Below are 21,921 nucleotides of genomic sequence, written 5' to 3' on the forward strand. Positions count from 1 at the left end.
ACACTTGCAAGGTGTATTTAAAGATAGCTTTGATGCGCAGCGAGAAGCAATGGGAGCGCAGAAAAAATTCTCTCAGGAGGCGCAGAAAGCCACCGAGCTGCAAACGAAGGCGCTGGAGAAGCAGAAAGATGCGATTGATGAAAGTAAGGAAAAGCTGAACCAGTGGGCAGTGAGGGCTGAGCAGTCAATGAAAAAGCTGCAAAGCGGAATGAGTGGTTTGGGCAAGGGTATTGCCGCCATCGGCGGGCCGCTGGTGACCGGTGCGCTTGGTATGCTGGGCGGCGGGCTTGCCGGTATGCTCAAGGAAAACGAGACCCTGAAGGCTTCGCTGGAAAGCGTGAAGTCCAGCCTGCAGGGCGCGTTCGCTCCGATTACCGAGGCGGTGCTGCCGCTGGTGGATACCTTCGCCCAGACCATCATCGGTCTGGCCCAAACGGTAGCTCCGTTGCTGAGCAATGTACTGGGTAGTGTTAGTGAGGTCGCTGCGGGTATGCTTTCCGGCGTGGACCTGAGCGGTCTGCTTACGCCGCTCACCGCCGGGCTGGACGGCATCCTTGGCCTGTTCTCCAAACTGGGGCAAGCCACCGGCACATGGATGCAGGGGCTGGACCTTTCCGGTCTGGCGGGCAGCTTCGCCGGTCTGGCATCGGCCATCGGGCCGGTGGTGCAGCTGGCCATGGGCGGCCTTGCCTGGGCCTGGCAGAACGTACTTCTGCCCCTGAGCGGCTGGGCCATCCAAAGCGTTGCCCCGGCGTTTTTCGATCTGCTGAGCGCCGCGATGCAGGCACTGAACCCCATTGTGGAGGCGTTCCAGCCCTTCGCCCAGTACTTATGGGAAAGCTTTTTGCAGCCCCTGGCCGAATGGACCGGCGGCGTTGTGGTGAGCGTGATTGAGGGCATCGTGAACGGGCTGACCCTGTTCTCCGCCTGGATCAGCGAGAATATGGAGCTGGTGCAGCTGATCGTGACGCTGGTGGGCTCCTTTGCGGCGGCCTGGGTGCTGGTGAACACCGCACTTGCAGTGTGGAACGTGATCAGCCTGGTGGCCACTGCGGGAGCCACAGCCCTGGGCGCGGCGGTGGCGTTCCTCACCTCGCCGGTCACGCTGATCATTGCGGGAATCGCGGCGCTGATTGCGGTGGTCGCGCTGCTGATCACCCACTGGGATCAGGTGAAGCAGGCGGGTGGGGCCGCGCTGCAGTTCCTTCAGGAAATATGGGCGGCGGCCTGTGAGTGGTTCAATGCGATTGTGGTGCAGCCGCTCGCCGCGCTGTTCAGTACGTTCTGGCAGATCGTGCAGAATCTGGCCCAGCTGGCGTTGAGCAAGCTGCAAGCTATCTGGGGTACGCTGTGCGGCTGGATGCAGCGGCTCGTGATCGAACCGCTGACCAGCGCCTGGACCGGATTCAAGGACATTATGCTCAACCTGTGGGACGGCATTGCGGGCGGCGTGCGCGGAGCGGTGAATTCCATCATCGGCTTTGTGAACGGCATGATTCGCGGGGCGGTGGATGGCGTGAACACCGTGATCCGGCTGCTGAACAGCATCAGCTTCCGGGTCCCCGACTGGGTGTGGGGAATTGGCGGTGAGACGTTCGGGTTCGACATCCCCACTGTGAGCGCGCCCCAGATCCCCATGCTGGCAAGGGGCGGTGTGATCCGCCAGCCGGTGCTGGCCATGATGGGCGAGTACGCGGGCGCGGCCACGAATCCGGAGATCGCCGCGCCGGAAAGCCGGCTGCGGGAATTGATGGCCGAGCAGAACGGCCCGGTGCTGGCGGCGATTTTGCAGCTGGCCCAGGCGGTGAGCAGCGGCGGCGCGCGGGAGCTGGTTGCAAATCAGCCCATCGAGGTCAAGCTGGACGGTCAGGTGCTGTACCGCGCCATGGCGAAGATCGAGGCAAACCGGGGCGTAAAGATTGGAGGTGCGTTCGCAAATGCCTATTGATTTGAAGGAAAACAAGGGCTTTATCTATCTGGGGGCCACGCCCCAGACCGACTGGAGCAATTATGCCATTGCGGCGCCTTACCCCACCCAGGGCAAGGCGCCTTTTACGACCAGCCGCATGGTGGATTCGGCCCGCAACGCCCAGGGCACCATGGTGGGCCGGATGGTGGGCCGCAGCGTGGACAAGCAGGAGCTGGGCTGGCAGACCATCAGCCCCGAGCTGTGGTGGGAGATGAACCGCTGGTTTGAGGACGGCCACTTCACCTTTTACTGCCACTATTTCAGCCATAACCTGGGCCGGTGGGAAACGCGGATGTTTTATCTCAGCGATGTGACCTGCAGCCCGGTGAACGTGGACGCGGCCACCGGAATGCCGGAATATTACGAGGATGCCAGCTTCAGCGTGGTGGATTGCGGGGTGATCTGATGCAAAAGGTGAGCGATGCCTACCGGCAGGAGATGACAAAGCCGGTGCTGGGCGCGGCAAAGCTGGCCGTGACCCTGAGCGTGGTGGACGAGGACGCAGCCCCCGGCGCGGCGGACAAAAGCGAGGGGCAGGCCTACTGGTCCAGCGTGGAAAGCGCCCTCACCCAGGACGGCGCGCAAAAGCGCAGCTACGCCACCTTTGAGCCGGGGCGCTGGAAGGCGGACGGCACTCTGCGTATTGCGGACGAGCCCGGCGGCGCACTGCTGACCGAGGGCTATGTGAGCGAGGCGATGAGCGGGGCGGACGGCCGGTTTGCAGCTCCGCCGGTGCTGGCGCTGGAATTTGAAACGCCGGTGAGCGTTCCGGCGCTGAGCTTCCGGTTCGACCAGGTGGCGGAGGAATGGTGCACCGCGCTGACCGTGACCGCCTGGAAGGGCGGCGAGCAGCTGGTGCAGCGGCAGGTGCTACCCAAGGCGGTGGAGCACCAGGAGCTGGTGCAGATCGACCGGTTCGACCGGCTGGAGATCCGCTTTGAGGCCACCAGCCAGCCCTTTCGCCGGGCGCGGCTGACCCGGCTAATGTTCGGCATGGAGCTGGTGTTCGGCCAGGCGGAACTGACCGAGGCGGCCCAGACCATGGAGGTGGACCCCATCGGCCGCAGGCTGCCCACCGGGGAGTTCAGCTTCTCGGCGGTGAACGTGAACCTGCTCACCGGAAGCCAGAACGGCCTCTACGACCCGGACAACCCCCAGGGCATCTGGAAGTATTTTGAGCAGCGCAACCCCATCACGGTGCGCTACGGCCAGCAGCTCACCGGCGGTATGCACTGGGGCGACGCGGCAGCCCTGGAATGGGCCGACCTTGCCCCCAGCGGCTGGCGGGAGCTGTACCAGGGCGGCTTTGTGGAATGGATGCCCGGCGGGCGGTTTTATCTGACCGGCCAGCCCACGGTGGAGGGGCTGTATGCCAAATTCTCCGCCACCGACGCGCTGGGCCTTCTGGACGGCACCTATTACAAGGGCGTGTGGGACGGCGCGCCCCACAGCTTGTGGGAACTGGCGACGCTGGTGTTGGAGGACGCGGACCTGCCCCGTCGCAGGCAGGACGAGCAGCCCTGGTCCCTGTGGGAGGGCTTGAAGCAGATTACCACCACCGCGCCGCTGCCGGCAAAGCAGCACCGGGAATGTTTGCAGCTGATCGCTCACGCGGCCTGCTGCCTTTTGTATGCCGACCGGGATGGCGTGATCCGCATTGAACCGGATGAAAGCAGCCAGACTGGGGTGCGCATCGGACTTTCGGCTATGCTGGAAAGCGCGCCCAAAGTGGAAAAGACTGCGAGCCTTCTTCAGGTGGAATGCCCGGCCACCGTGTATACCCCGGCGGAAAAAGAGAGCCAGCTGCACAAGGGAACCTATCAGGTGGACGGGCGGCTGGCGCTGCACCTGACCTGGAGCCAGGCGGCGGATATCCGGTTGGAATGTGAGGGCGCGCAGGTGACCAGCCAGGCGCTGTATGCCGCGGCGGCGGATCTGGTGCTGGAGGGCAGCGGCCCGGCCACCCTGATCGTGAGCGGCAAAAAGCTGGAGACCAGCTGCCAGAACGCGGTGGCCCCGGTGCCCGACGCGGACGAGAATGGCACGGCGGAAACGCTGGACAATCCGCTCATTACCGAGCTGGACCGGGCGCTGGCGGTGGCGGCCTGGGTGCGGGAGCATCTTTTGCGCCGCAGCACCTACACCTGCGCTACCCGGGGCAACCCGGAGCTGGACCCCGCCGACCGGGTCCTGCTGGACACCCAATGGGAAACGGCCGCCCCGGCCCAGGTGCTGAAAAATCAGCTCACCTACACCGGCGGCGGATTGAAGGGAGAAATGATCTTGAAACGGGGGAACGAAGCATGAGAAAAAGCCAGAACTACCAGCTGCGCCTGCCGGAGCGGCTGGCCGAACGCAACGACCCGGCGGACATCGACGACCTGACCTACGACATGGAGGTCATTGACCGGGAGCTGAAAAAGCAGGCGGACAAGGACGCCGAGCTGGACGATCTGAAGGCCAGCCGCACCGAGCTGAACGCCCACGCCGCGGCCTCGGTGCTGGCCCACCCGGACGGCAGCGTGACCGATGAGAAAATCGGTCTGCGCACCGTGGGCGGGGTGAGCAACAAGCTGCAGGCGCTGCTGACCCTGATCGGCCAGCAGATCGCCGGGGTGAAGGGCACCGATGCCTGGAACGACAGCCCGGCCATCACCCTGGCGGCGGCCAAGCAGACGCTGGACGCGCACAAGGCCGCGGCCGACGGCCTGCGGGAGAACTTTGATGCCCACGCGGCCAGCAAGTCCAATCCCCACGCCGTGACCAAGGCCCAGGTGGGGCTTGGCAACGTGCCCAATCTGACCACCAACGACCAGACCCCCACCTACACCGAGGCCGCCAGCCTGGAGCTGCTGTCCAGCGGCGAGAAGCTGTCCACCGCCTTCGGCAAGCTGGCAAGGGCGCTGCGCAGCCTGAGCGGGCACATCCTGGCGCTGGACAACCCCCACGGGGTGACAGCGCACCAGTCTGGGGCATATACCCAAGAAGAAACCGACGCGAAGGATGCAGCGGTGAAAAGTACGCTGGAGAGCACCCTCTCTGCTCATACAGGAAATACGTCTAACCCGCACAAGACAACCAAATCCCAAATAGGGCTTGGTAACTGTGACAATACCGCCGATGTAGACAAGCCGGTAAGCACTGCCCAGGCGGCAGCAATTGCCGTTGTGCAGAATGCGCTGAACAGTCACAAAACGGACAAATCCAACCCGCATGGAGTGACCAAAAGCCAGGTGGGTCTGGGTAATGTGACCAACGATGCCCAGGTCAAGCGCAGCGAGATGGGCAAGGCCGGTGGCGTGGCTACGCTGGACGGCAACGGTCAGGTACCCGCCAGCCAGCTGCCCAGCTTTGTGGATGATGTGCTGGAATACGCCAATAAGAGCGCATTCCCTGCCACCGGTGAGACTGGCAAGATTTATGTGGCGCTGGATACCAACCTCACCTGGCGCTGGAGCGGATCGGCCTACGTGGAGATCAGCAAGAGCCTGGCTCTGGGTGAAACCGCCTCCACCGCCTATGCGGGCGACAAGGGAAAAGCGCTGGCAGCTGACCTTGCCTCCACTAAAAGCATTGTGGCGGCAAATACAGCCGCCCGTCACAGCCACGCAAACAAGGCGCTGCTGGATAGCTATACCCAGACGGAAGTTGATCTGGCCGATGCGGTAAGCAAAAAACACAGCCATGGGAACCTGTCGTTACTAGGCGGTATCACTCAAGCGTTGGTGAACAACTGGAATGCGGCCTTTACCCATATGAGCGATACCGTGAAGCATATCACGGCGGCAGAGCGCAGTCTCTGGAACGCAGCGATACAGACCATGAAAATCGGTACCGTAGCCAGCGGCAGCACCGCCGCTGCCAGTATCTCCAAAAGCGGTACCACTGCCACTTTGAATCTGACCTTGCCAAGTGGTGCACAGGGGCCCAAGGGCGACACTGGCCCTCAAGGCCCGCAGGGCGAGACCGGGCCGCAAGGGCCCAAGGGTGATACCGGCGAGCAGGGTCCTACCGGTGCGAAGGGTGCCACCGGTCCCACCGGGCCCCAGGGCGCGCAGGGAGCCACCGGCCCCACCGGCCCGGCAGGCCCCAATCTGGTGAGCAAGAACACCCAGGTGAGCGGCTTTTCCACCGGGCAGGTGCTGTATGTGAACGGCAGTGTGGTGGGCGCCAAGACCCTGACGGCGGCGGGCATCGGCGCGGCGGCAGCCAGCCATACCCACAACTACGCGGGAGCGGGAACACCCGGCGGAGCTGCTTACAAGGCTGATGCGTTGGTTGGAGGCGGAACGTCAACCACTTATACGTTTGGCCCTTATGAAATGCAGTGTCACAATATTGATGAAATTCCAAATGTGTATTCGTTGAAGGCTGTTTTCAGATCGGATAATAATTACCATTTGAATGCATACAGAAAAACCGATGGACTTATGCAAAAAACCTACTGCGACTTTGCAGGCCAGATTTCCAGCGCATCCAGCATTCGATATAAAGAGGACATCCGCCCGGTGGAGGAGGTGCTGCTGGAAAAAATGCTGGAGCTTCCGGTGATCGATTTCCGTTACGGTACGCAGGCTCCGGAGTATGTGCAGGATGAAAAACGGCATGTGGGTATGATCGCCGAACAGGTGGCGGAGATCATGCCAAACAGCGTGACGATGGATCAGGAGGGATTTCCCACCGCTGTGGTGTACAGCGACTTCATTCCTCTTTTACTGGCGCAGGTGCAGCGGCAGCAAAAGCAGCTGACCGCACTGGAACACCGGATCGATTTTCTGGAACAGAGCGTGAAGGAGGGGGTGCAGAACGATGGCATGGCAAACACCGAAAATCAGCTGGACTGAGTCGGATGCCTTCCGCCTGGACCCGGACTATGAACGCATCCGGGGCAATCTGCTGTATCTGCGCCAGCGCGCAGCGGCGATCACCCGGCGGCCGGACTACGGCGAGATGAGCAGCTACACGGCGGACGGGCTGCCCCTGGCGGATTTTTTCAACCGGGTGGAAGAGAACCTGGCGGCGCTGGCCGATGCGGTACAGCTGCGGCCGGAGTATTCCACCCGAAGCTTTTCCCCCGGCAGCCTTGTGTGGGACTGGCGGGACCTGGAGCGCATCGAGGGGATGCTGCTGCAGATTTACAATGATCTGAATGCAATCGAGAGTGGCCAGCAGAAGCTGGCTTTTTGTTTGGGAGGTGGCTTGTTTGGCACGTTTGTTTCGTGATTTGAAGGTGAATGAGCAGGATGGCAAGGTCTATCTGACCCTGTATAACCGGGACGGCAGCCCCGCGCTGCGGGATGTTTCGGTGGGCGTGAGCAGCGAGGTGACCCAGCCCGGTGACAACTGGACCGCCGCGGCGGCAAACCTGTTGCTGCGGCTGGACGAGGACGGCCAGCCCCAGCTGGCCCTGACTCCGGAAAGCATCGGCGCGGCGGCTGCCGAAAACGGGGTGAGCCTTTACACCCACAAAAAAAGCGGTACGGTGCACACGCTTACCGGCAGCGGCAATAACATCCGCTTTGCGGCCACGGCGAATTTTGCGGCAGGGGACACCATTCAGGTGAACGGCCAGGCCTGCACCGCCGCCACCGCCGCGGGCGATGCGCTGTGGGCCGGCTTTTTCAAGACCGGGGCCATGGTGGTGTGCTACCGCACGGGGAACCGCTTAACTTTTAACGGCGGGGGCCTGCCCGCGGCCGAAGCGGCCAAGCTGGCCCCCGGAAACCTGAAGACCGGCGTTTCCATCACCGCCAACGGCAAAACCGTCACCGGCACCTTCACCGCGGATGCCACGGCCGATGCGGGCAAAATCCTTTCCGGGGCAACGGCCTATGTGAAAGGGCAGAAGGTGACCGGCAGTATGGCGGACCGGGGCAATGCGCAGTACGGCACCGGTGTGGGCTTCGGCAGCGACTATGTGGCGATCAATAACATCCCGGAAGGCTACTACCGCAAGAATGGGCTCGTCTGGGCCCCGGAAGCCAGAATCGCCCAAAGCACCATGGCGGCGGCAATCGGATTGAATTCACAGAATCTGCGTCAGGGGGTGACCATTCTGGGGGTGCAGGGCGATCTGGTGCCCCGCACTCCCGTGGCCTACGCGGCCTGCAGCCGGGTTCTGGGTCTGCTGCCCGGCACCACCGGTGACTACCGCCACCCCACCAAGGCCTCCGGCTATGCGGACCCAGACTACGGCAGCCTGTCCGGCCTGGGCTATTTCCAGGACAACCAGTCCGGCACACGGCAGGTGGTGTGGCAGTGTGCCAGGGCGGGGCGCTATCTGGTGGATCTGTTCGGCGACGGCGAGGTCTCGGTCCGGGGTGAGGTGCAGCTCTCTGCCGGGCAGACGGTCACCCTGACCATCCCGGACGCGGGCGACATCTACTGGCGGGATATGAAATGCGGCGGTATGGTGATTCTGTATCTGCCCTGAGCCGCGCAACAGGAAAGGAGAAACAAAATGGCATTGAAGTATGAAACCAAAACCCCGATTCTGGGCATCGACGTGAGCAAGTATCAGGGCAATGTGGATTGGGCCCAGGTAAAGGCGGCGGGCTATGCCTTCGCCTTCGTGCGGCTGGGCTATGCCAACGGCGACGGCAGCATCGTGGAAGACCCCTGTTTTGAACAGAATCTGAGCGGCGCGGCAGCGGCCGGGCTGGACGTGGGGGTGTATCTGTACAGCTACATCGACAGCGAAGACCACGCCCGCATCGCTGCCGCCCGGGCGCTGGAGCTGCTGGCGGGCCGGGCGCTGAGCCTGCCTCTGGTGCTGGACTATGAGCACGCGGCCAAGTATAAGGAGTTCAGCCGGGCAAAGAACACCGCCATCTGCAACGCCTTCATGGCCTGCATCGCGGCGGCGGGCTATCTGCCCATGTTCTACAGCTACACCAGCTTTGTGAACAGCTATATGGATATGGAGACCCTCGACCGGTACGAGGGCCTGTGGATCGCCAACTACACCGGCAAGATCGGGGTGGACAATACGGCGGTGTGGCAGTATTCCAGCAGCGGGGCGGTGCCGGGCGTTCAGGGCCGGTGTGATCTGAACCGGATGTACTGTGATCTGCCCAGGATCATCCGGGAGCGCTGCGCCCCCGGCCGTGTGGAGTTTCAGCCGCTGACCGGCAAGCAGCTGGAGGTGTTCGACGCCAGCCGCTGCGAATACTTCACCGCGCCGGACATCAACGCGGTGGTGCTGAACCCGGACGGGAAAACGGACAAGCTGCCGGAGAGCAGCTATAAAATTCTCACCCTGGCGGACGGTCTGGTGGACGGCTATCCCATGGTACAGATTGCGTACCGAGGCGAAACCGTGTACGCCGCCCTTCTGGACGACCGCTGCCGCATCATCGACGTGCCGGAGGAAGGCCTGGAGCTGCGCCTGTGCCCGGTGCCCAACGAGGGCGACCGGAAGAGCATTGAAGCCTTTTGCAAGAACCTGGGCTTTTCGGCGGAGTTTATCTGGTGAGGAGGATGAATATGAATGAATGGAATGTGGTCGGGGTCCTGGTGGTGGTGGCCGGGTTGTTTTTGTCGGTGGGGGCGCCGGTGATCCGGCTGAACAGCACCCTCACCAAGCTTTCCACCCTGGTGGAGGGCTTGCAGGACCGGCAGGCCCGTCAGGAGCGGGACAACACCGACAGCCACCGCCGCCTGTGGAAGCACAACGACGGGCAGGATGCTGCCCTCCACGACCACGAAACACGAATCACGATTCTGGAGCGAAAGGAAGGAACAAGATGAAGAAAATCAACTGGATGGTACGCATTCAAAACAAGGCCTTCTGGCTGAGTCTGATCCCGGCGGTGCTGCTGCTGATTCAGGTGGTGGCGGCAGTGTTCGGTTACCAGCTGGAGCTGGGCGAGCTGGGCAACCGGCTGCTGGCGGTGGTGAACGCCCTGTTCGCGGTGCTGGCGGTGCTGGGCGTGATCACCGACCCCACCACCAGCGGCATGGGCGACAGCGACCGGGTGCTGGGCGCAGGCCAGACCGCAGCCGGCCGGAGCGGTGCTTCGGACTCCGCCGCAAAAAAGCAATAAGGCAAAGCAGCGCCGGGCTCCGGAATCTGCCGGGGTCCGGCGCTTTGTGGATTTGCGCGGTGGGCTTTGATATGATATAATATTAAAATATTGTGATTTTAAGGGGGAGAATCCCATGCAGAGCCTCACCGCGCTTGTGAGCGCGTGCAGCAATTTTATCTGGGGTGTACCGATGCTGGTCATGCTGTTCGGCACCCATCTGTTCCTGACCGTCCGGCTGCGGCTGGTGCAGCGCCACATTCCCAAGGCCATCCGGCTGAGCCTTTCGCCGGATGAGGGCAGCCAGGGCGAGATCAGCCAGTTCGGCGCGCTGGCCACCGCGCTGGCTGCCACCATCGGCACCGGCAACATCATCGGCGTGTCCACCGCCATCGCCCTGGGCGGCCCGGGCGCGGTGCTCTGGTGCTGGCTCACCGGCGTGTTCGGCATCGCCACCAAATACGGTGAGGCCCTGCTGGCGGTGAAGTACCGTACCCGGGGCAAGACCGGCGCCATCGTGGGCGGTCCCATGTATACCATCGAACGGGGCCTTGGCTGGAAATGGCTGGCGGTGATCTTCGCCGCCTTCACGGTGCTGGCCACCTTCGGCGCGGGCTGCACCGTGCAGAGCCACGCCATCACCGATGTGATCCACACCACCTTCGGGGTGGCCCCCGCCGTTTCCGGCCTGGTGGTCACCGCCATCACCGCAGTGGTGATTCTGGGCGGCGTGAAGGCCATTGCCAAGGTGTGTGAAAAGCTGGTGCCCTTCATGAGTCTGTTCTACATTCTGGGCTGTATCGCCATTCTGGTGCTGAACGCCCCCTATCTGGGCCAGGCGCTGGCGCTGATTGTGAAAAGCGCCTTCGGCTTCCAGCAGATTGCCGGCGGCTTTGCGGGCGGCGCCATGATGGCCGCCTGCCGCTACGGCATGGCCCGGGGCCTGTTCTCCAACGAGTCCGGCCTTGGCACCGCGCCCATCGCGGCGGCCACCGCTCAGACCAAAAACCCGGTGCGCCAGGCGCTGGTTTCCATGACCGGCACCTTCTGGGACACTGTGATCATCTGTGCCATGACCGGCATCGTGGTTGTGAGCAGCATGGTCAAGCAGCCGGAGCTGTATCAGGGCGCAAATGACGACGCCATGACCCGCCTGGCCTTCGCCAATCTGCCCGCCGGCCAGATTGTGCTGGCGCTGGCCCTTTCGGTGTTTGCCTTCACCACCATTCTGGGATGGAGCTACTACGGCGAGCGCTGTGTGGAATACCTGTTCGGGCCGAAGGGCATCCCGGTGTACCGGCTGGTGTTCCTGGTGGTGCTGTTCATTGGCGCGGTGGCCAACCTGGATCTGGTCTGGAGCTTCGCGGATCTGATGAACGGTCTGATGGCCTTCCCGAATCTGATTTCGGTGCTGCTGCTCGGCGGAGTGATTGTGGCCGAGACCCGGCACTATCTGTGGGAAAACCGGCTGGACGAGCAGGCCGAAACCCTGGATTGACCGCACACGAAGCTGTATAAATATGCTATAATAAAGGCCGGGTTCCCATGGAGCCCGGTCTTTGATTGCAGGAGGGATAAACCGTGAATCTGTGGGGGCATTTCTGCACCATCAATCACCACAAATGGCTGGTGATGAAGCACTGCTTCCGGCTGGGGCTTTACTGGCGGGGGCTGACCCATGACCTTTCCAAATATTCGCCCAGCGAGTTCTGGCCCGGGGTGAAATACTACCAGGGCAACCGCAGCCCCAACGATGCCCAGCGCCAGGCCGAGGGCTGCAGCACCGCCTGGCTGCACCACAAGGGGCGCAACCGGCACCATCTGGAATACTGGATCGACTATGACCCGGCGGGCACCGGCAAGCTGATCGGCAATAAAATGCCCTTGCAGTTTGTGGCCGAGATGTTCTGCGACCGGGTGGCCGCCAGCAAGGTGTATAAGGGCAAGGACTACACCGACGCCTCCCCCTGGGAATATTACGACCGGGGCCGGGACCATTACGTGCTCCACCCGGAGACGCGCAAGCTGCTGGAATATATGCTCATCACTTTGCGGGATAAGGGCGAGGATGAGGCCTTCCGGGTGCTGAAGAAGGAGGTGCTGGGCCGGTGAAGCAGGCGATGCAATGGCTGAAAAGCGAGCCGGTGCTGGTCATCTCGGCGGTGCTGGCGCTGGCCTCCTGCCTGGTAATCCCGCCGGACGCGGCATACCTGGGTTATGTGGACGGCCGGGTGCTGGCCCTGCTTTACTGTCTGATGGCAGTGGTGGCAGGTATGGAGCAGGCCGGGGCCTTCCGGCGGATGGCGTCGGCGCTGGTCAAACGCAACGGCAGCGGCAAGGGGCTGTGCCTGGTGCTGGTGATGCTCTGCTTTTTCTCCTCCATGCTGGTCACCAACGATGTGGCCCTCATCACCTTTGTGCCCTTTGCGGTGCTGGTGCTGGCCGCCAGCGGCCAGGGCGGGCTGCTGCCCTGGGTGGTGAGCCTGCAGACGGTGGCCGCCAATCTGGGCAGCATGCTCACCCCGGTGGGCAACCCCCAGAACCTGTATCTCTACAGCCGCTACGGCTTTTCCGCAGGCGAGTTTTTCGCCCTTACCGTGCCCGCCACACTGGCAAGCTTTGTGGTGCTGGCGGTGCTCTGTTTGCTCACCCCGGCCCGGCGGGTCACCCTGACCGCCCAGAAGGACGAGGGCCCCATGACCGCCCGCCAGCGCGCTCAGCTGATTTTGTGCGGCGTGCTGTTCTGCGTCTGTCTTGCCTCGGTGTTCCATCTGCTGCCCTGGCCTGCGCTGCTGGCGGTGGTGATCGTGGCGCTGGCGGTGTTCGATAAAAAGCTGGTGCTGGGGGCGGATTTCGCCTTGCTGGTCACCTTCGTGTGCTTTTTCGTCTTCGCGGGCAACCTGGCCCGCATTCCGGCGCTGCAGAATTTCCTGGCCAGCGTGATGCAGGGCCGGGAGATGCTGGTGGGTGCGGCGGCCAGCCAGATCATCAGCAACGTGCCGGCGGCGGTGCTGCTCTCCGGCTTTACCGAGAACGGCGCGGGACTGCTCATGGGCGTGGACCTGGGCGGCCTGGGTACCCCCATCGCCAGCCTGGCCAGCCTGATCAGCCTGAAGATCTATTCCAAGGCCCCCGGGGCCAACACCGGGCGGTATCTGGCGGTGTTCAGCGCGCTGAACTTCGGCCTGCTGGCAGTGCTGCTGGTGCTGGCCGGGTGCGGTATCCTGTAAAAAAAGAAGATTTGGTCTCAAATAGCGGAGTGCTCAAACTCCGCTATTTTTTTGTCAAAATCGCCTGATTTTGTTCGTGAGCAGCCCCGGAATTTCTCTTCAACTGCGGGGAAATTGTGATTGAAATATGAAAAAAGTGTGTTAAAATTGTGTCAGTACATGTCTAATGCGACATGTTGAACAGGGGTTATATTTTTGAATTTTGAGAGGAGTAGGCGACTTATGAAACCCATTTCCCGCAAAATCGCCAGCCTGACCCTGGCAGCTCTGATGATGATCACCACCGCCTGCGGCGGCGCAGCTTCTTCCACTGCCTCCAGCCAGGCGGCAAGCCAGACCGGTATCTTTACCCCCGGCACCTACAGTGCCACCACCATGGGCATGCACGAGATGACCGTGACCGTGACCGTGGATGCCAACGCAATCACCGATATCCAGCTGGAGCACACTGAGACCGAGGGCATCGGCGCACCCGTGGCCGAGAATATGCCCAAGGAGATCATGGAGCTGCAGGGCCTGGGCGTGGACGTTGTGGCCAGCGCCACCCTGACCAGTGAGGCCATTCTGGAGGGCGTGACCGACTGCCTGAAGCAGGCGGGCGCCACCGACGAGGTTATCGCCGAGTGGCAGGCCAAGAAGCCTGAGGTTGAGGCCGAAGAGGACGCCGAGTACACCGCCGACGTGGTGGTCATCGGCGCGGGCGGCGCCGGCATGAGCGCGGCCATCACCGCCGCGCAGGCGGGCAAGAACGTGATCGTTCTGGAGAAGACCGGCTCCATGGGCGGCAACACCATCCTGTCCGGCGGCGCCATGAACGCCGTGGATGACGGCAGCGAGGTGGCCAAGGCTCACGACGACAGCGTGGCGCTGCACATTCAGCAGACCTACGAGGGCGGCGACGAGCAGGGCAACCTGGAGCTGGTCACCATCCTGTGCGAGCAGGCCTGGGACGGTGTGGAATGGATGAAGGAGCTGGGCATGGGCTTCACCGGTGAGGTGTTCACCGTGACCGGCGGCCTGTGGCCCCGCGCCCAGCGCCCCAGCGATCCCGAGGGCACCGGCTTCTTCAAGGCCTTCCAGAGCTACCTGGACGAGAACACCACCGTGACCATGCTCTACAACACCACCGCCAACGAGCTGCTGGTGGATGAGAACGGTGCTGTCTGCGGCGTTAAGGCCACCGGCAAGACCGGCAACACCGTGACGGTGAACGCCACCAACGGCGTGGTTCTGGCCACCGGCGGTTTTGCCCGCAACGTGGAGCTGCGCGAGAAGGCCAATGAGGAAACCCAGCTGTGGCCCACCCTGGACGAGAGCATCCCCAGCACCAACGCCTCCGGCATCACCGGCGACGGCATCATCATGGCCGAGGCCGTGGGCGCCAACCTGATCCAGATGGGCAACATCCAGCTGCTGCCCCTGGGCGATCCCGAGACCGGCAGCCTGTCCGGCAACATCGAGCACGCTGTTGAGAGCCGTATCTTCGTGAACGAGCAGGGCGAGCGCTTCGTGAACGAGGGCGGCCGCCGCGACGAGATGACCCTGGCTCTGTTTGAGCAGAGCAACACCACCATGTTCATCGTGATGGACAGCGATACCTACCCCACCGGCGAGGAGCTGAACAACTTCGGCGAGACCATGAACAGCCTGGTGGAGGCCGGCCGTGCTTACAAGGCCGACACCCTGGAGGAGCTGGCCGAGCAGATGGGCGTTCCCGCCGAGACCCTGACCGCCACCATTGAGGAGTACAACCGCCACTGCGTGGGCGGCGACCTGGAGGGCCAGGAGGACGAGTTCGGCCGCACCCTGTTCAGCGATGTGGAGGGCGAGAACGACGGCATCAACGACGCGCCCTTCTACGCTGCCAAGCGTGTTCCCACCGTGCACCACACCATGGGCGGCGTGGAGATCAACGCCAACGCCGAGGTGCTGAACGCAAACGGCGAGGTGATTCCCGGCCTGTTCGCGGCTGGTGAGGTTACCGGCGGCATCCACGGCACCAACCGCCTGGGCGGCAACGCGCTGACCGACATCATCGTGTTCGGCCGCATTGCCGGCGCCAGCGCCGCGGAGTACACCCGCTGATTTTTCCGGCCGACCATACGATTCCTGTTCAAAATCAAAACGGCGGAGGCAAAAGCCTCCGCCGCTTTTTTTGTCTGAAACGGACTCGGTTGACAAAATGCAACACCCGGTTGACGGAATTCGGGCCGCGAATGGTGGACAGGCCCCCGCCTCATCGGGTATACTGGGTTCCAGCAAAACAAAAAGGAGTGGACGGTATGAGTCTGAACGAGGAGCTGGGCCGGAGGGTACAGCAGCTGCGCAAGGCGAAGGGCTTTTCCCAGGAGGAGCTGGCGGACCAGGTGGGCGTGTCCCGGCAGGCGGTGTCCAAATGGGAGAGCGGCCAGACCGCACCGGACCTGGAGCGGCTGCTGGCACTGAGCACGCAGCTGGATACCACCACTGATTATCTGCTGACGGGGCAGCACCCGGCCGCGCGGGAGCAGGGGCCGGATGCGTCGCTGTTCTCAGTGGTGGGCACCGGCAGCACCGTGGCAGGTCTTCTGGCGGCGGTGATGCTCTGGTACGAAAAGCAGACCGCCATTGCCACCGCCATCGGTCTGCTGCTCATGGTGATGGGCTGTGTGGTCTTTGCCATCGGCATGACGGTGGGCGATGCCGCCAGCCGTCCCCGGGCAAAGCGGCGGTTCTGGGCGGTGAACCTGTGGCTGCTGCCCTTCATCCCCCTGTCCATGTTGTACAACATCCTGGTGAGCGGTTTTGCCAGTGCGCCCTATCCCATTCCGGTGTATCCGCTGGCAGGCTATGTGCTGTTCTGGGCGGTGTATCTGGGCGGCTGCGGCGTGCTGGAATGGCGGCTGCTGCGAGGGGCGAAAACCAGGCAGAAATAAACAAAAAACGAGCACCTGTGTTTTGCATGCAGGTGCTCGTTTGCGTTTGGATTATTCTTCCCGGGGCTCGTCCGTTTCGGCGGCAGGTTCAGCGGGAGCTTCCGGTTCAGGAGCCTTGTCCGTTTCCGGTGCAGGCTCAGCGGATTCTTCGGCAGCCTCAGCGGCTTCCGCTTTGGAGGCGGTACTCTTTTTGGGCTTCGCGGCCTTCTTGGGCTGCTCTGCCGGTGCCTCCGGGGCAGGCTGTTCTCCCTCCGGCTTTGCGGCTTCGGGCGCGGGCTCGGCGGTCTCGGTCACCGGCTCTTCTGCCTCGGTCTTGGCCTTGAGAGCCGCCTTTTTGCGGGCCGGTGCCTTGCGGGCGGGCTTTTCCGGGGCCAGCTCCGGCTTGCCGTTGCGGGCGCAGTAGCTGTGCAGCAGCTCTTGGTAGAAGTCCACAGCCGGGGGCAGTGCCAGGATGGACAGGTTCTCGTTGGCCGCGTGGATGCTGGCGTACTGCTGCTTGTTAATCTCCAGCGGGGCAAAGCGCAGGGCGTTTTCCACCACGCCCTCGTACATGTAGAACCGGGCATCGGTGCCGCCGGTCATGATGTAGGGGGCCACCCCGTAGCCGGGGTAGATTTTGCCCATGGTCTCCTCCAGCAGACGGAAGGCATCGCCCTTGAAGTCCACCTCGGCGCAGGCCGGGTCGGCCTTCAGCACCTCGGTATCCAGCCCGCACTTCTTGGCGGCGGCGCGGATGATCTCGATGCTCTCGTCGGTGCCCTGGTGAGGCATGCAGCGCATGTTGGCGGTGACCCAGGCCTGCTGGGGCAGCACGTTGTAGGCGGGGGAGCCTTCGGCCATGGTGAAGGCGCAGGTGGTGCGCATCATGGCGCCCGCCAGCGGGTTCACACGGGGCAGCAGGAAGCAGAGCAGCGGCTCAAACAGCCACAGGTTGCCCAGCAGCATCCGCATGCCAAAGCTCATGTTGGGGGCCAGGCGCTGGAACATCTCCCGCAGGGTGGGGGAGAAGCGGGCCTGGAAGGGGCTGTGCCGGTCGGTCTTGCAGATGAACCTGGCCAGCTGCACCAGCGCGGTGTTGGGGCCGGGGGCACTGGCATGGCCGCCGGCGGCGTTGGCGGTGAACTTCACATCCGCGTAGCCCTTTTCCACCACGCCCACCATGGCGTAGCGGCCCTTGACCCCGGCCATGGGGGAATCCATAATCATGCCGCCCTCGTCCAGCAGCAGGCCCAGATGGACCCCCTGCTCCTTGAGCCAGGCAGCAATGGCGGGCGCACCGTCGCCGCCCCATTCCTCGGTGCAGCTGGAGGCCAGATACACGTCGCATTCGGGCTTCCAGCCCTCGGCCAGCAGCTCCTCCACCGCCTGCATGAAGCAGAACAGACTGCCCTTGGTGTCTACGGTGCCGCGGCCCCATACCGAGCCCTCGGCGATCTCGCCGGAGAAGGGCGGGTACTTCCACTCGCCCTGAGCGGGCACCACGTCGTGGTGGCTCATGATCAGGATGGGCGCGCCTGCGCCGCCGTCCAGACCGGGGATTTTATAAATCAGGCTGCCGTTGAGCACGGTGCGGGTGGCTGCCTTGTGCACCAGAGGGAACTGCTCCCTCAGCAGCTTGTGGAAGGCCTGGAACTTGCGGCGGCTGACCTGGTCCTTTTCCGACACGGTCTCGCACTGCACCAGAGTGGAAAGGGTTTCGGCATACCGCTGTGCCCGCTCCAGATCGGAATCCGGGAACTGAGCAGTGGCGGCAGAGGTGGGCTTCATCTGTATGGCACGGGCGGCAGCAACGCCCAGCAAAATCAAAAGAATGAGAACGAGAATGAGCACGATCCATAAAGCGATCATAAAAATGCCTCCTTCGGGTATATGAAAATGCGCGCAGCGGCGCACGAAAGAATCTGTGTCTGTCTGGCGGGCAGCTGCCCGCTACATTTCAGTATAACACACACCAAAAGCTTCTGGCAAGGCGAAAGAAGGCAAAGAAAAAACGGCGGCTGCCGTTTCCCGGGTGGGGAAAACACGGCAGCCGCCGGTGCTGTTTGAAGCAAAGGAGCTAAAGCTTATTTCTGCTCCAGGGTCTTGCTGAAGCTGTCCTTCAGGGTCACGATGCGGCCGAACACGCCGGGATTCTTGGAATCCGGGGTGAAGTAGCCCATGCGCACGAACTGGAACTTCTCGCCGGGCTTGGCGTCGGCCAGGCTGGCCTCCAGCTTGGCGCCCTTCAGAACCTTCACGGAATCCGGGTTCAGGAAGTCCTTGTAGTCGCTGCCCTCGGGCAGCTCGCCCATGTTCTCCTGGGTGAACAGCTTGTCATACAGGCGAACCTCAGCGTCCACCGCATGGGCGGCGCTCACCCAATGGATGGTGCCCTTCACCTTGCGGCCGTCCACCGGATTGCCGTTGCCGGTCTCCAGATCGGCGGTGCAGCGCAGCTCCACAACCTCGCCGTTCTCGTCCTTGATGACCTCGTTGCACTTCACGATGTAGGCGCCCATCAGGCGAACCTCGCCGTCCGGCTTGAGGCGCTGGAACTTCGGCGGGGGTACCTCGGCGAAGTCGCTCTTCTCGATGTACAGGCTGCCGGAGAAGGCCACCTTGCGGGTGGAAGAGTCGTTCGCGGCCTTGTTGGGGTTGTTGGGAATATCGAAGTATTCCACCTTGCCCTCGGGATAGTTGGTGATGGTGAGCTTGATGGGCTCGGTCACGGCCATCCGGCGCAGAGCGGTGGTTTCCAGCTCGGTGCGGATGCAGTACTCCAGCAGGCGGTAGTCCACCAGGCTGTACACCTTGGAAACACCGGCCTTCTTCACGAACTCAAAGATGCTGGAGGAGGTGTAGCCGCGGCGGCGCAGGCCGCACAGGGTGGGCATGCGGGGATCGTCCCAGCCGTCCACGATCTCCTTTTCCACCAGCTCGCGCAGGTAGCGCTTGCTCATCACGGTGTTGGACACATTCAGACGGGCGAACTCGCGCTGGATGGGGAAGGGACCCAGATGCAGGTTGTTGATGACCCACTCGTACAGGGGACGGTGGTTCTCGAACTCCAGGCTGCACATGCTGTGGGTGATGCCCTCGATGGCGTCCTGGATGGGATGGGCAAAATCGTACAGGGGATAGATGCACCAGGCATCGCCCTGGCGGTGATGATGCGCGCGCACGATGCGGTAGATGGCCGGGTCACGCATGTTCATGTTGGGGCTGGCCATGTCGATCTTGGCGCGCAGGGTGCGGCTGCCGTCCGGGAATTCGCCGGCGCGCATGCGGCGGAACAGGTCCAGGTTCTCCTCCACGCTGCGGTCGCGCCAGGGGCTGGGCTTGCCGGGCTCGGTCAGGGTGCCCCGGTATTCCTGCATCTGCTCACGGGTCAGATCGCACACGTAGGCCTTGCCCTCCTTGATCAGCTGCTCGGCGTACTCATAGCACTTCTCAAAGTAGTCGCTGCCGTAGTAGATGCCGCCGTTGGGCACAGCACCCAGCCAGCGCAGGTCCTCCTCAATGCTCTTTACGTACTCGTCGTCCTCGCGCACCGGGTTGGTGTCGTCGTAGCGCAGGTTGAACTTGCCGCCGTAGGCGTTGGCAATACCCCAGTTGATCCAGATGGCCTTGGCGCTGCCAATGTGCAGATAGCCGTTGGGCTCCGGCGGGAACCGGGTGTGGATCTCCTTTACACGGCCCTCCGCCAGGTCCGCGTCGATGATCTCGGTGAGAAAATTGTTCGGCTTTTCCATAGCTGATTCTTCGCTCCTCTTATTTCGAAGGGGCCCGCAAAAGGGGCCCCAAACGCTCTATTCTCCCATTTTACAGGATTTTGCCCCGCTTTGCAACACAGAAAGCGGGGCAGAAAAGGGCAAACGGCGGTTCAACCCGTGCCGCAGTGCAGGAACCGGCGCAGGCCGGCCTCGTCCAGTGGCATGGTGTAGTAAAAGCCCTGCAGGTAATCCGCCCCAAGCTGTACCAGCTGCTGGGCCTGCTGGCGGCTTTCCACGCCCTGGGCGATCACCAGCTTGCCGCAGTCGTGCACAAAGTTGATCAGATGAGCCAGCAGCCGGGGGTCCCGAGAAAGGCAGGTGCGCATCACATAGCGGTCCAGCTTCACGGCCCCCGCCTCCGGCAGGTCCAGAATGCGGGTCAGATTGGAGTGGCCCGCGCCGAAGTCGTCCACCGTGATGGCGGCCCCGGCAGCGAACAGCTGGCGGATCAGCCGGGGCACCCCGTCGTTCTGGCGCAGGCTGCGGCTCTCGGTGAGCTCAAAGGCCAGCCGGGAGCAGGGCACTCCCTTCTCCCGGGCCATTTGTATAAACCGGTCCGCCAGGTCCGGCTCGGCCAGCTGAAGCGGGCTCAGGTTGATGCTTACCCGCTCCACCCGGCTGAACAGCTCCGGGTCAGCGGCCATGGCCGCCAGAAGAGAGTCAAAGATCACCGCACCCATCCGCTCGGTCAGACCGCAGCGCTCTGCAATGGGCACAAAGGCGTCCGGGCCCAGCAGGCCCAGCTGTTCGTCGTCGATGCGGGGCAGGACCTCCAGCTGTACCGGCTTTCCGGTGCGGGCGTCCAGCACCGGCAGATAGCGCAGTGAAAACCGGCCCCGTTCCAGCGCGCCGGTCAAAGCGCGGCGCACCGCCAGGGTGCGCTGCAAGCGGGCCAGCGCCTGGTCGTTCACCCACTGGGGAGCTGCATGAGCCGGTCCGTCCGGCGTGAATTCCTCCAACAAATCCAGCAAGAGAATCGCCTGGTCCAGTTCAGGCGCACAGCGCAGACCGTCCATCAGCAGAGCGGGCTGGGTCAGGGTAACGGTGCATTCCCCCAGCAGCCAGCCCTCGTTCAGCCCGGAGGCAAGCTCGGCCATCTGGCTGCTGAAGCCCTCCCGGCTGCCCCGGCTGAACACCACGAACCGGTCCGCCTGGCTCAGAAAGAAGACGGTACACCGGGGCAGTGAAGCCCGCAGCCGCGCCGCGGCCGGAGCCATCCAGGCGGCGGACTGTGCCCCGCCCGCGTCATTGGCGGGCGCGATGCGCAAAAAGGCCAGGCAATAGGGTTTGCGGAACTGGTAGAAGTCCCACAGGGTGTCCACCAGGGCCCGGTAGTTGGGGCAGCGGCTGGCGGTGTGAATCTGATTGCCCGGCAGCGGCGCGCCCAGCGCGGCGGGCAGCAGGGCAAGGGCAGTGATGAACCAGAACAGCCGTACTCCTCCGGCGGCCAGCTGCAGGGGCAGCCCGGTCAGAAGCAGGCCCGCCATGCAGGCGGCACAGCGCCGCCCCGGGCCGGACTGTGCGCTGCGCAGCCAGAGGCAGCCCACAACCAGCAGCAACCAGCAGCAGGCCATCAGCAGCAGAGCGAGCGGGCCGTTTTCAAACCCTCCGGCAGGTCCCGGCCGGTACAGCAGCCCCAGCCAGGGGCTCAGCAGAGCGGCGACGGTTCCGGCAAAGCACAACACACCGGTCAGCTGCATCATCCGGCGCAGCCGGGGACCGGGCGCCTTGGCCAGGAACAGGATGCCCAGCACGAAACAGGCAAAAAACAGATATTGGCTGATCAGCCAGACCACCAGCAGCAGGTGGGCCGCCCATCCGGGCAGCCAGGGCCAGGCCCCGGCGCGCACCGGAGTGGCCAGTACATCCAGCGCAGTGGCGGTCATGGCGCTGGCGAACAGCCGGTGCAACGCGGTGCGGGTGAGGGTGTGCGCCCCCTGCCGCAGCAGGCTCACCAGTGCCAGCGCGGCCAGAAATACAAATCCGGCCATCTGAAAATAGATGTTGTAATGTACGAACGGTTCCATGGCG

The 21,921-nt window shown here is 63.2% G+C and carries 17 protein-coding genes; 14 read left to right on the forward strand and 3 right to left on the reverse strand.

What is annotated here, in order from left to right; translation table 11 throughout:
- The first annotated feature begins 49 nt into the window (after nt 1–49).
- The 14 genes from PH256_RS09745 to PH256_RS09810 all read left to right on the forward strand — a co-directional run bounded on the left by PH256_RS09745 (nt 50) and on the right by PH256_RS09810 (nt 16,138).
- The gene (locus PH256_RS09745; protein ID WP_270913989.1) at nt 50–1,948 is read left to right on the forward strand and encodes a phage tail protein; all 1,899 of its coding nucleotides are present in this window, start codon (nt 50–52) and stop codon (nt 1,946–1,948) included.
- A complete protein-coding gene (locus PH256_RS09750; RefSeq protein ID WP_270913990.1) occupies nt 1,938–2,375 on the forward strand; it encodes a hypothetical protein in 438 nt (145 codons plus the stop codon). Before PH256_RS09745 ends, PH256_RS09750 begins: the two co-directional genes overlap by 11 nt.
- Nucleotides 2,375–4,276: a hypothetical protein gene (locus PH256_RS09755; protein WP_270913991.1), complete on the forward strand. Its 1,902-nt coding sequence runs from the start codon at nt 2,375–2,377 to the stop codon at nt 4,274–4,276. Before PH256_RS09750 ends, PH256_RS09755 begins: the two co-directional genes overlap by 1 nt.
- Nucleotides 4,273–6,813, forward strand: coding sequence for a tail fiber domain-containing protein (locus tag PH256_RS09760; RefSeq protein ID WP_270913992.1), 2,541 nt, complete (start codon nt 4,273–4,275; stop codon nt 6,811–6,813). Before PH256_RS09755 ends, PH256_RS09760 begins: the two co-directional genes overlap by 4 nt.
- Nucleotides 6,779–7,192, forward strand: a complete 414-nt coding sequence (locus PH256_RS09765; protein WP_270913993.1) for a hypothetical protein — start codon at nt 6,779–6,781, stop codon at nt 7,190–7,192. Before PH256_RS09760 ends, PH256_RS09765 begins: the two co-directional genes overlap by 35 nt.
- Nucleotides 7,173–8,402, forward strand: coding sequence for a hypothetical protein (locus tag PH256_RS09770; RefSeq protein ID WP_270913994.1), 1,230 nt, complete (start codon nt 7,173–7,175; stop codon nt 8,400–8,402). Before PH256_RS09765 ends, PH256_RS09770 begins: the two co-directional genes overlap by 20 nt.
- Nucleotides 8,403–8,429: 27 nt before the next feature.
- Nucleotides 8,430–9,443: a GH25 family lysozyme gene (locus PH256_RS09775; RefSeq protein WP_270913995.1), complete on the forward strand. Its 1,014-nt coding sequence runs from the start codon at nt 8,430–8,432 to the stop codon at nt 9,441–9,443.
- An 11-nt stretch (nt 9,444–9,454) separates the two neighbouring features.
- Complete coding sequence (locus PH256_RS09780; RefSeq protein WP_087183814.1) at nt 9,455–9,718, forward strand: hypothetical protein; 264 nt, start codon at nt 9,455–9,457, stop codon at nt 9,716–9,718.
- Nucleotides 9,715–10,014 carry a phage holin gene (locus tag PH256_RS09785; protein ID WP_270913997.1) on the forward strand — a complete coding sequence of 100 codons (300 nt, stop codon included), beginning with the start codon at nt 9,715–9,717 and terminating at the stop codon, nt 10,012–10,014. The genes PH256_RS09780 and PH256_RS09785 overlap by 4 nt, the downstream gene beginning before the upstream one ends.
- 115 nt (nt 10,015–10,129) lie before the next feature.
- A complete protein-coding gene (locus PH256_RS09790; protein ID WP_270913999.1) occupies nt 10,130–11,491 on the forward strand; it encodes an alanine/glycine:cation symporter family protein in 1,362 nt (453 codons plus the stop codon).
- A gap of 83 nt (nt 11,492–11,574) precedes the next feature.
- A complete protein-coding gene (locus PH256_RS09795; RefSeq protein WP_255396673.1) occupies nt 11,575–12,105 on the forward strand; it encodes a DUF5662 family protein in 531 nt (176 codons plus the stop codon).
- On the forward strand, nt 12,102–13,223 hold the full coding sequence (locus PH256_RS09800) for an SLC13 family permease (RefSeq protein ID WP_270914000.1): 1,122 nt from the start codon (nt 12,102–12,104) through the stop codon (nt 13,221–13,223). The genes PH256_RS09795 and PH256_RS09800 overlap by 4 nt, the downstream gene beginning before the upstream one ends.
- Nucleotides 13,224–13,445: 222 nt before the next feature.
- Nucleotides 13,446–15,308, forward strand: a complete 1,863-nt coding sequence (locus PH256_RS09805) for a flavocytochrome c (RefSeq protein WP_270914001.1) — start codon at nt 13,446–13,448, stop codon at nt 15,306–15,308.
- 197 nt (nt 15,309–15,505) lie between these two features.
- Complete coding sequence (locus PH256_RS09810) at nt 15,506–16,138, forward strand: helix-turn-helix domain-containing protein (RefSeq protein WP_270914002.1); 633 nt, start codon at nt 15,506–15,508, stop codon at nt 16,136–16,138.
- 51 nt (nt 16,139–16,189) lie between these two features.
- On the opposite strand, the gene PH256_RS09815 is transcribed toward PH256_RS09810, so the two are convergent.
- From PH256_RS09815 to PH256_RS09825, 3 genes are all read right to left on the reverse strand, one after another.
- Nucleotides 16,190–17,986 carry a M20/M25/M40 family metallo-hydrolase gene (locus tag PH256_RS09815; protein ID WP_270914003.1) on the reverse strand — a complete coding sequence of 599 codons (1,797 nt, stop codon included), beginning with the start codon at nt 17,984–17,986 and terminating at the stop codon, nt 16,190–16,192.
- A gap of 215 nt (nt 17,987–18,201) precedes the next feature.
- Complete coding sequence (locus tag PH256_RS09820; protein ID WP_270914004.1) at nt 18,202–19,869, reverse strand: glutamine--tRNA ligase/YqeY domain fusion protein; 1,668 nt, start codon at nt 19,867–19,869, stop codon at nt 18,202–18,204.
- 131 nt (nt 19,870–20,000) lie between these two features.
- Nucleotides 20,001–21,917: an EAL domain-containing protein gene (locus PH256_RS09825; protein ID WP_270914005.1), complete on the reverse strand. Its 1,917-nt coding sequence runs from the start codon at nt 21,915–21,917 to the stop codon at nt 20,001–20,003.
- Between the last annotated feature and the right edge of the window lie 4 nt (nt 21,918–21,921).

Source organism: Allofournierella sp. CML151 (assembly GCF_027853465.1).
Classification (GTDB): Bacteria; Bacillota; Clostridia; order Oscillospirales; family Ruminococcaceae; genus Allofournierella.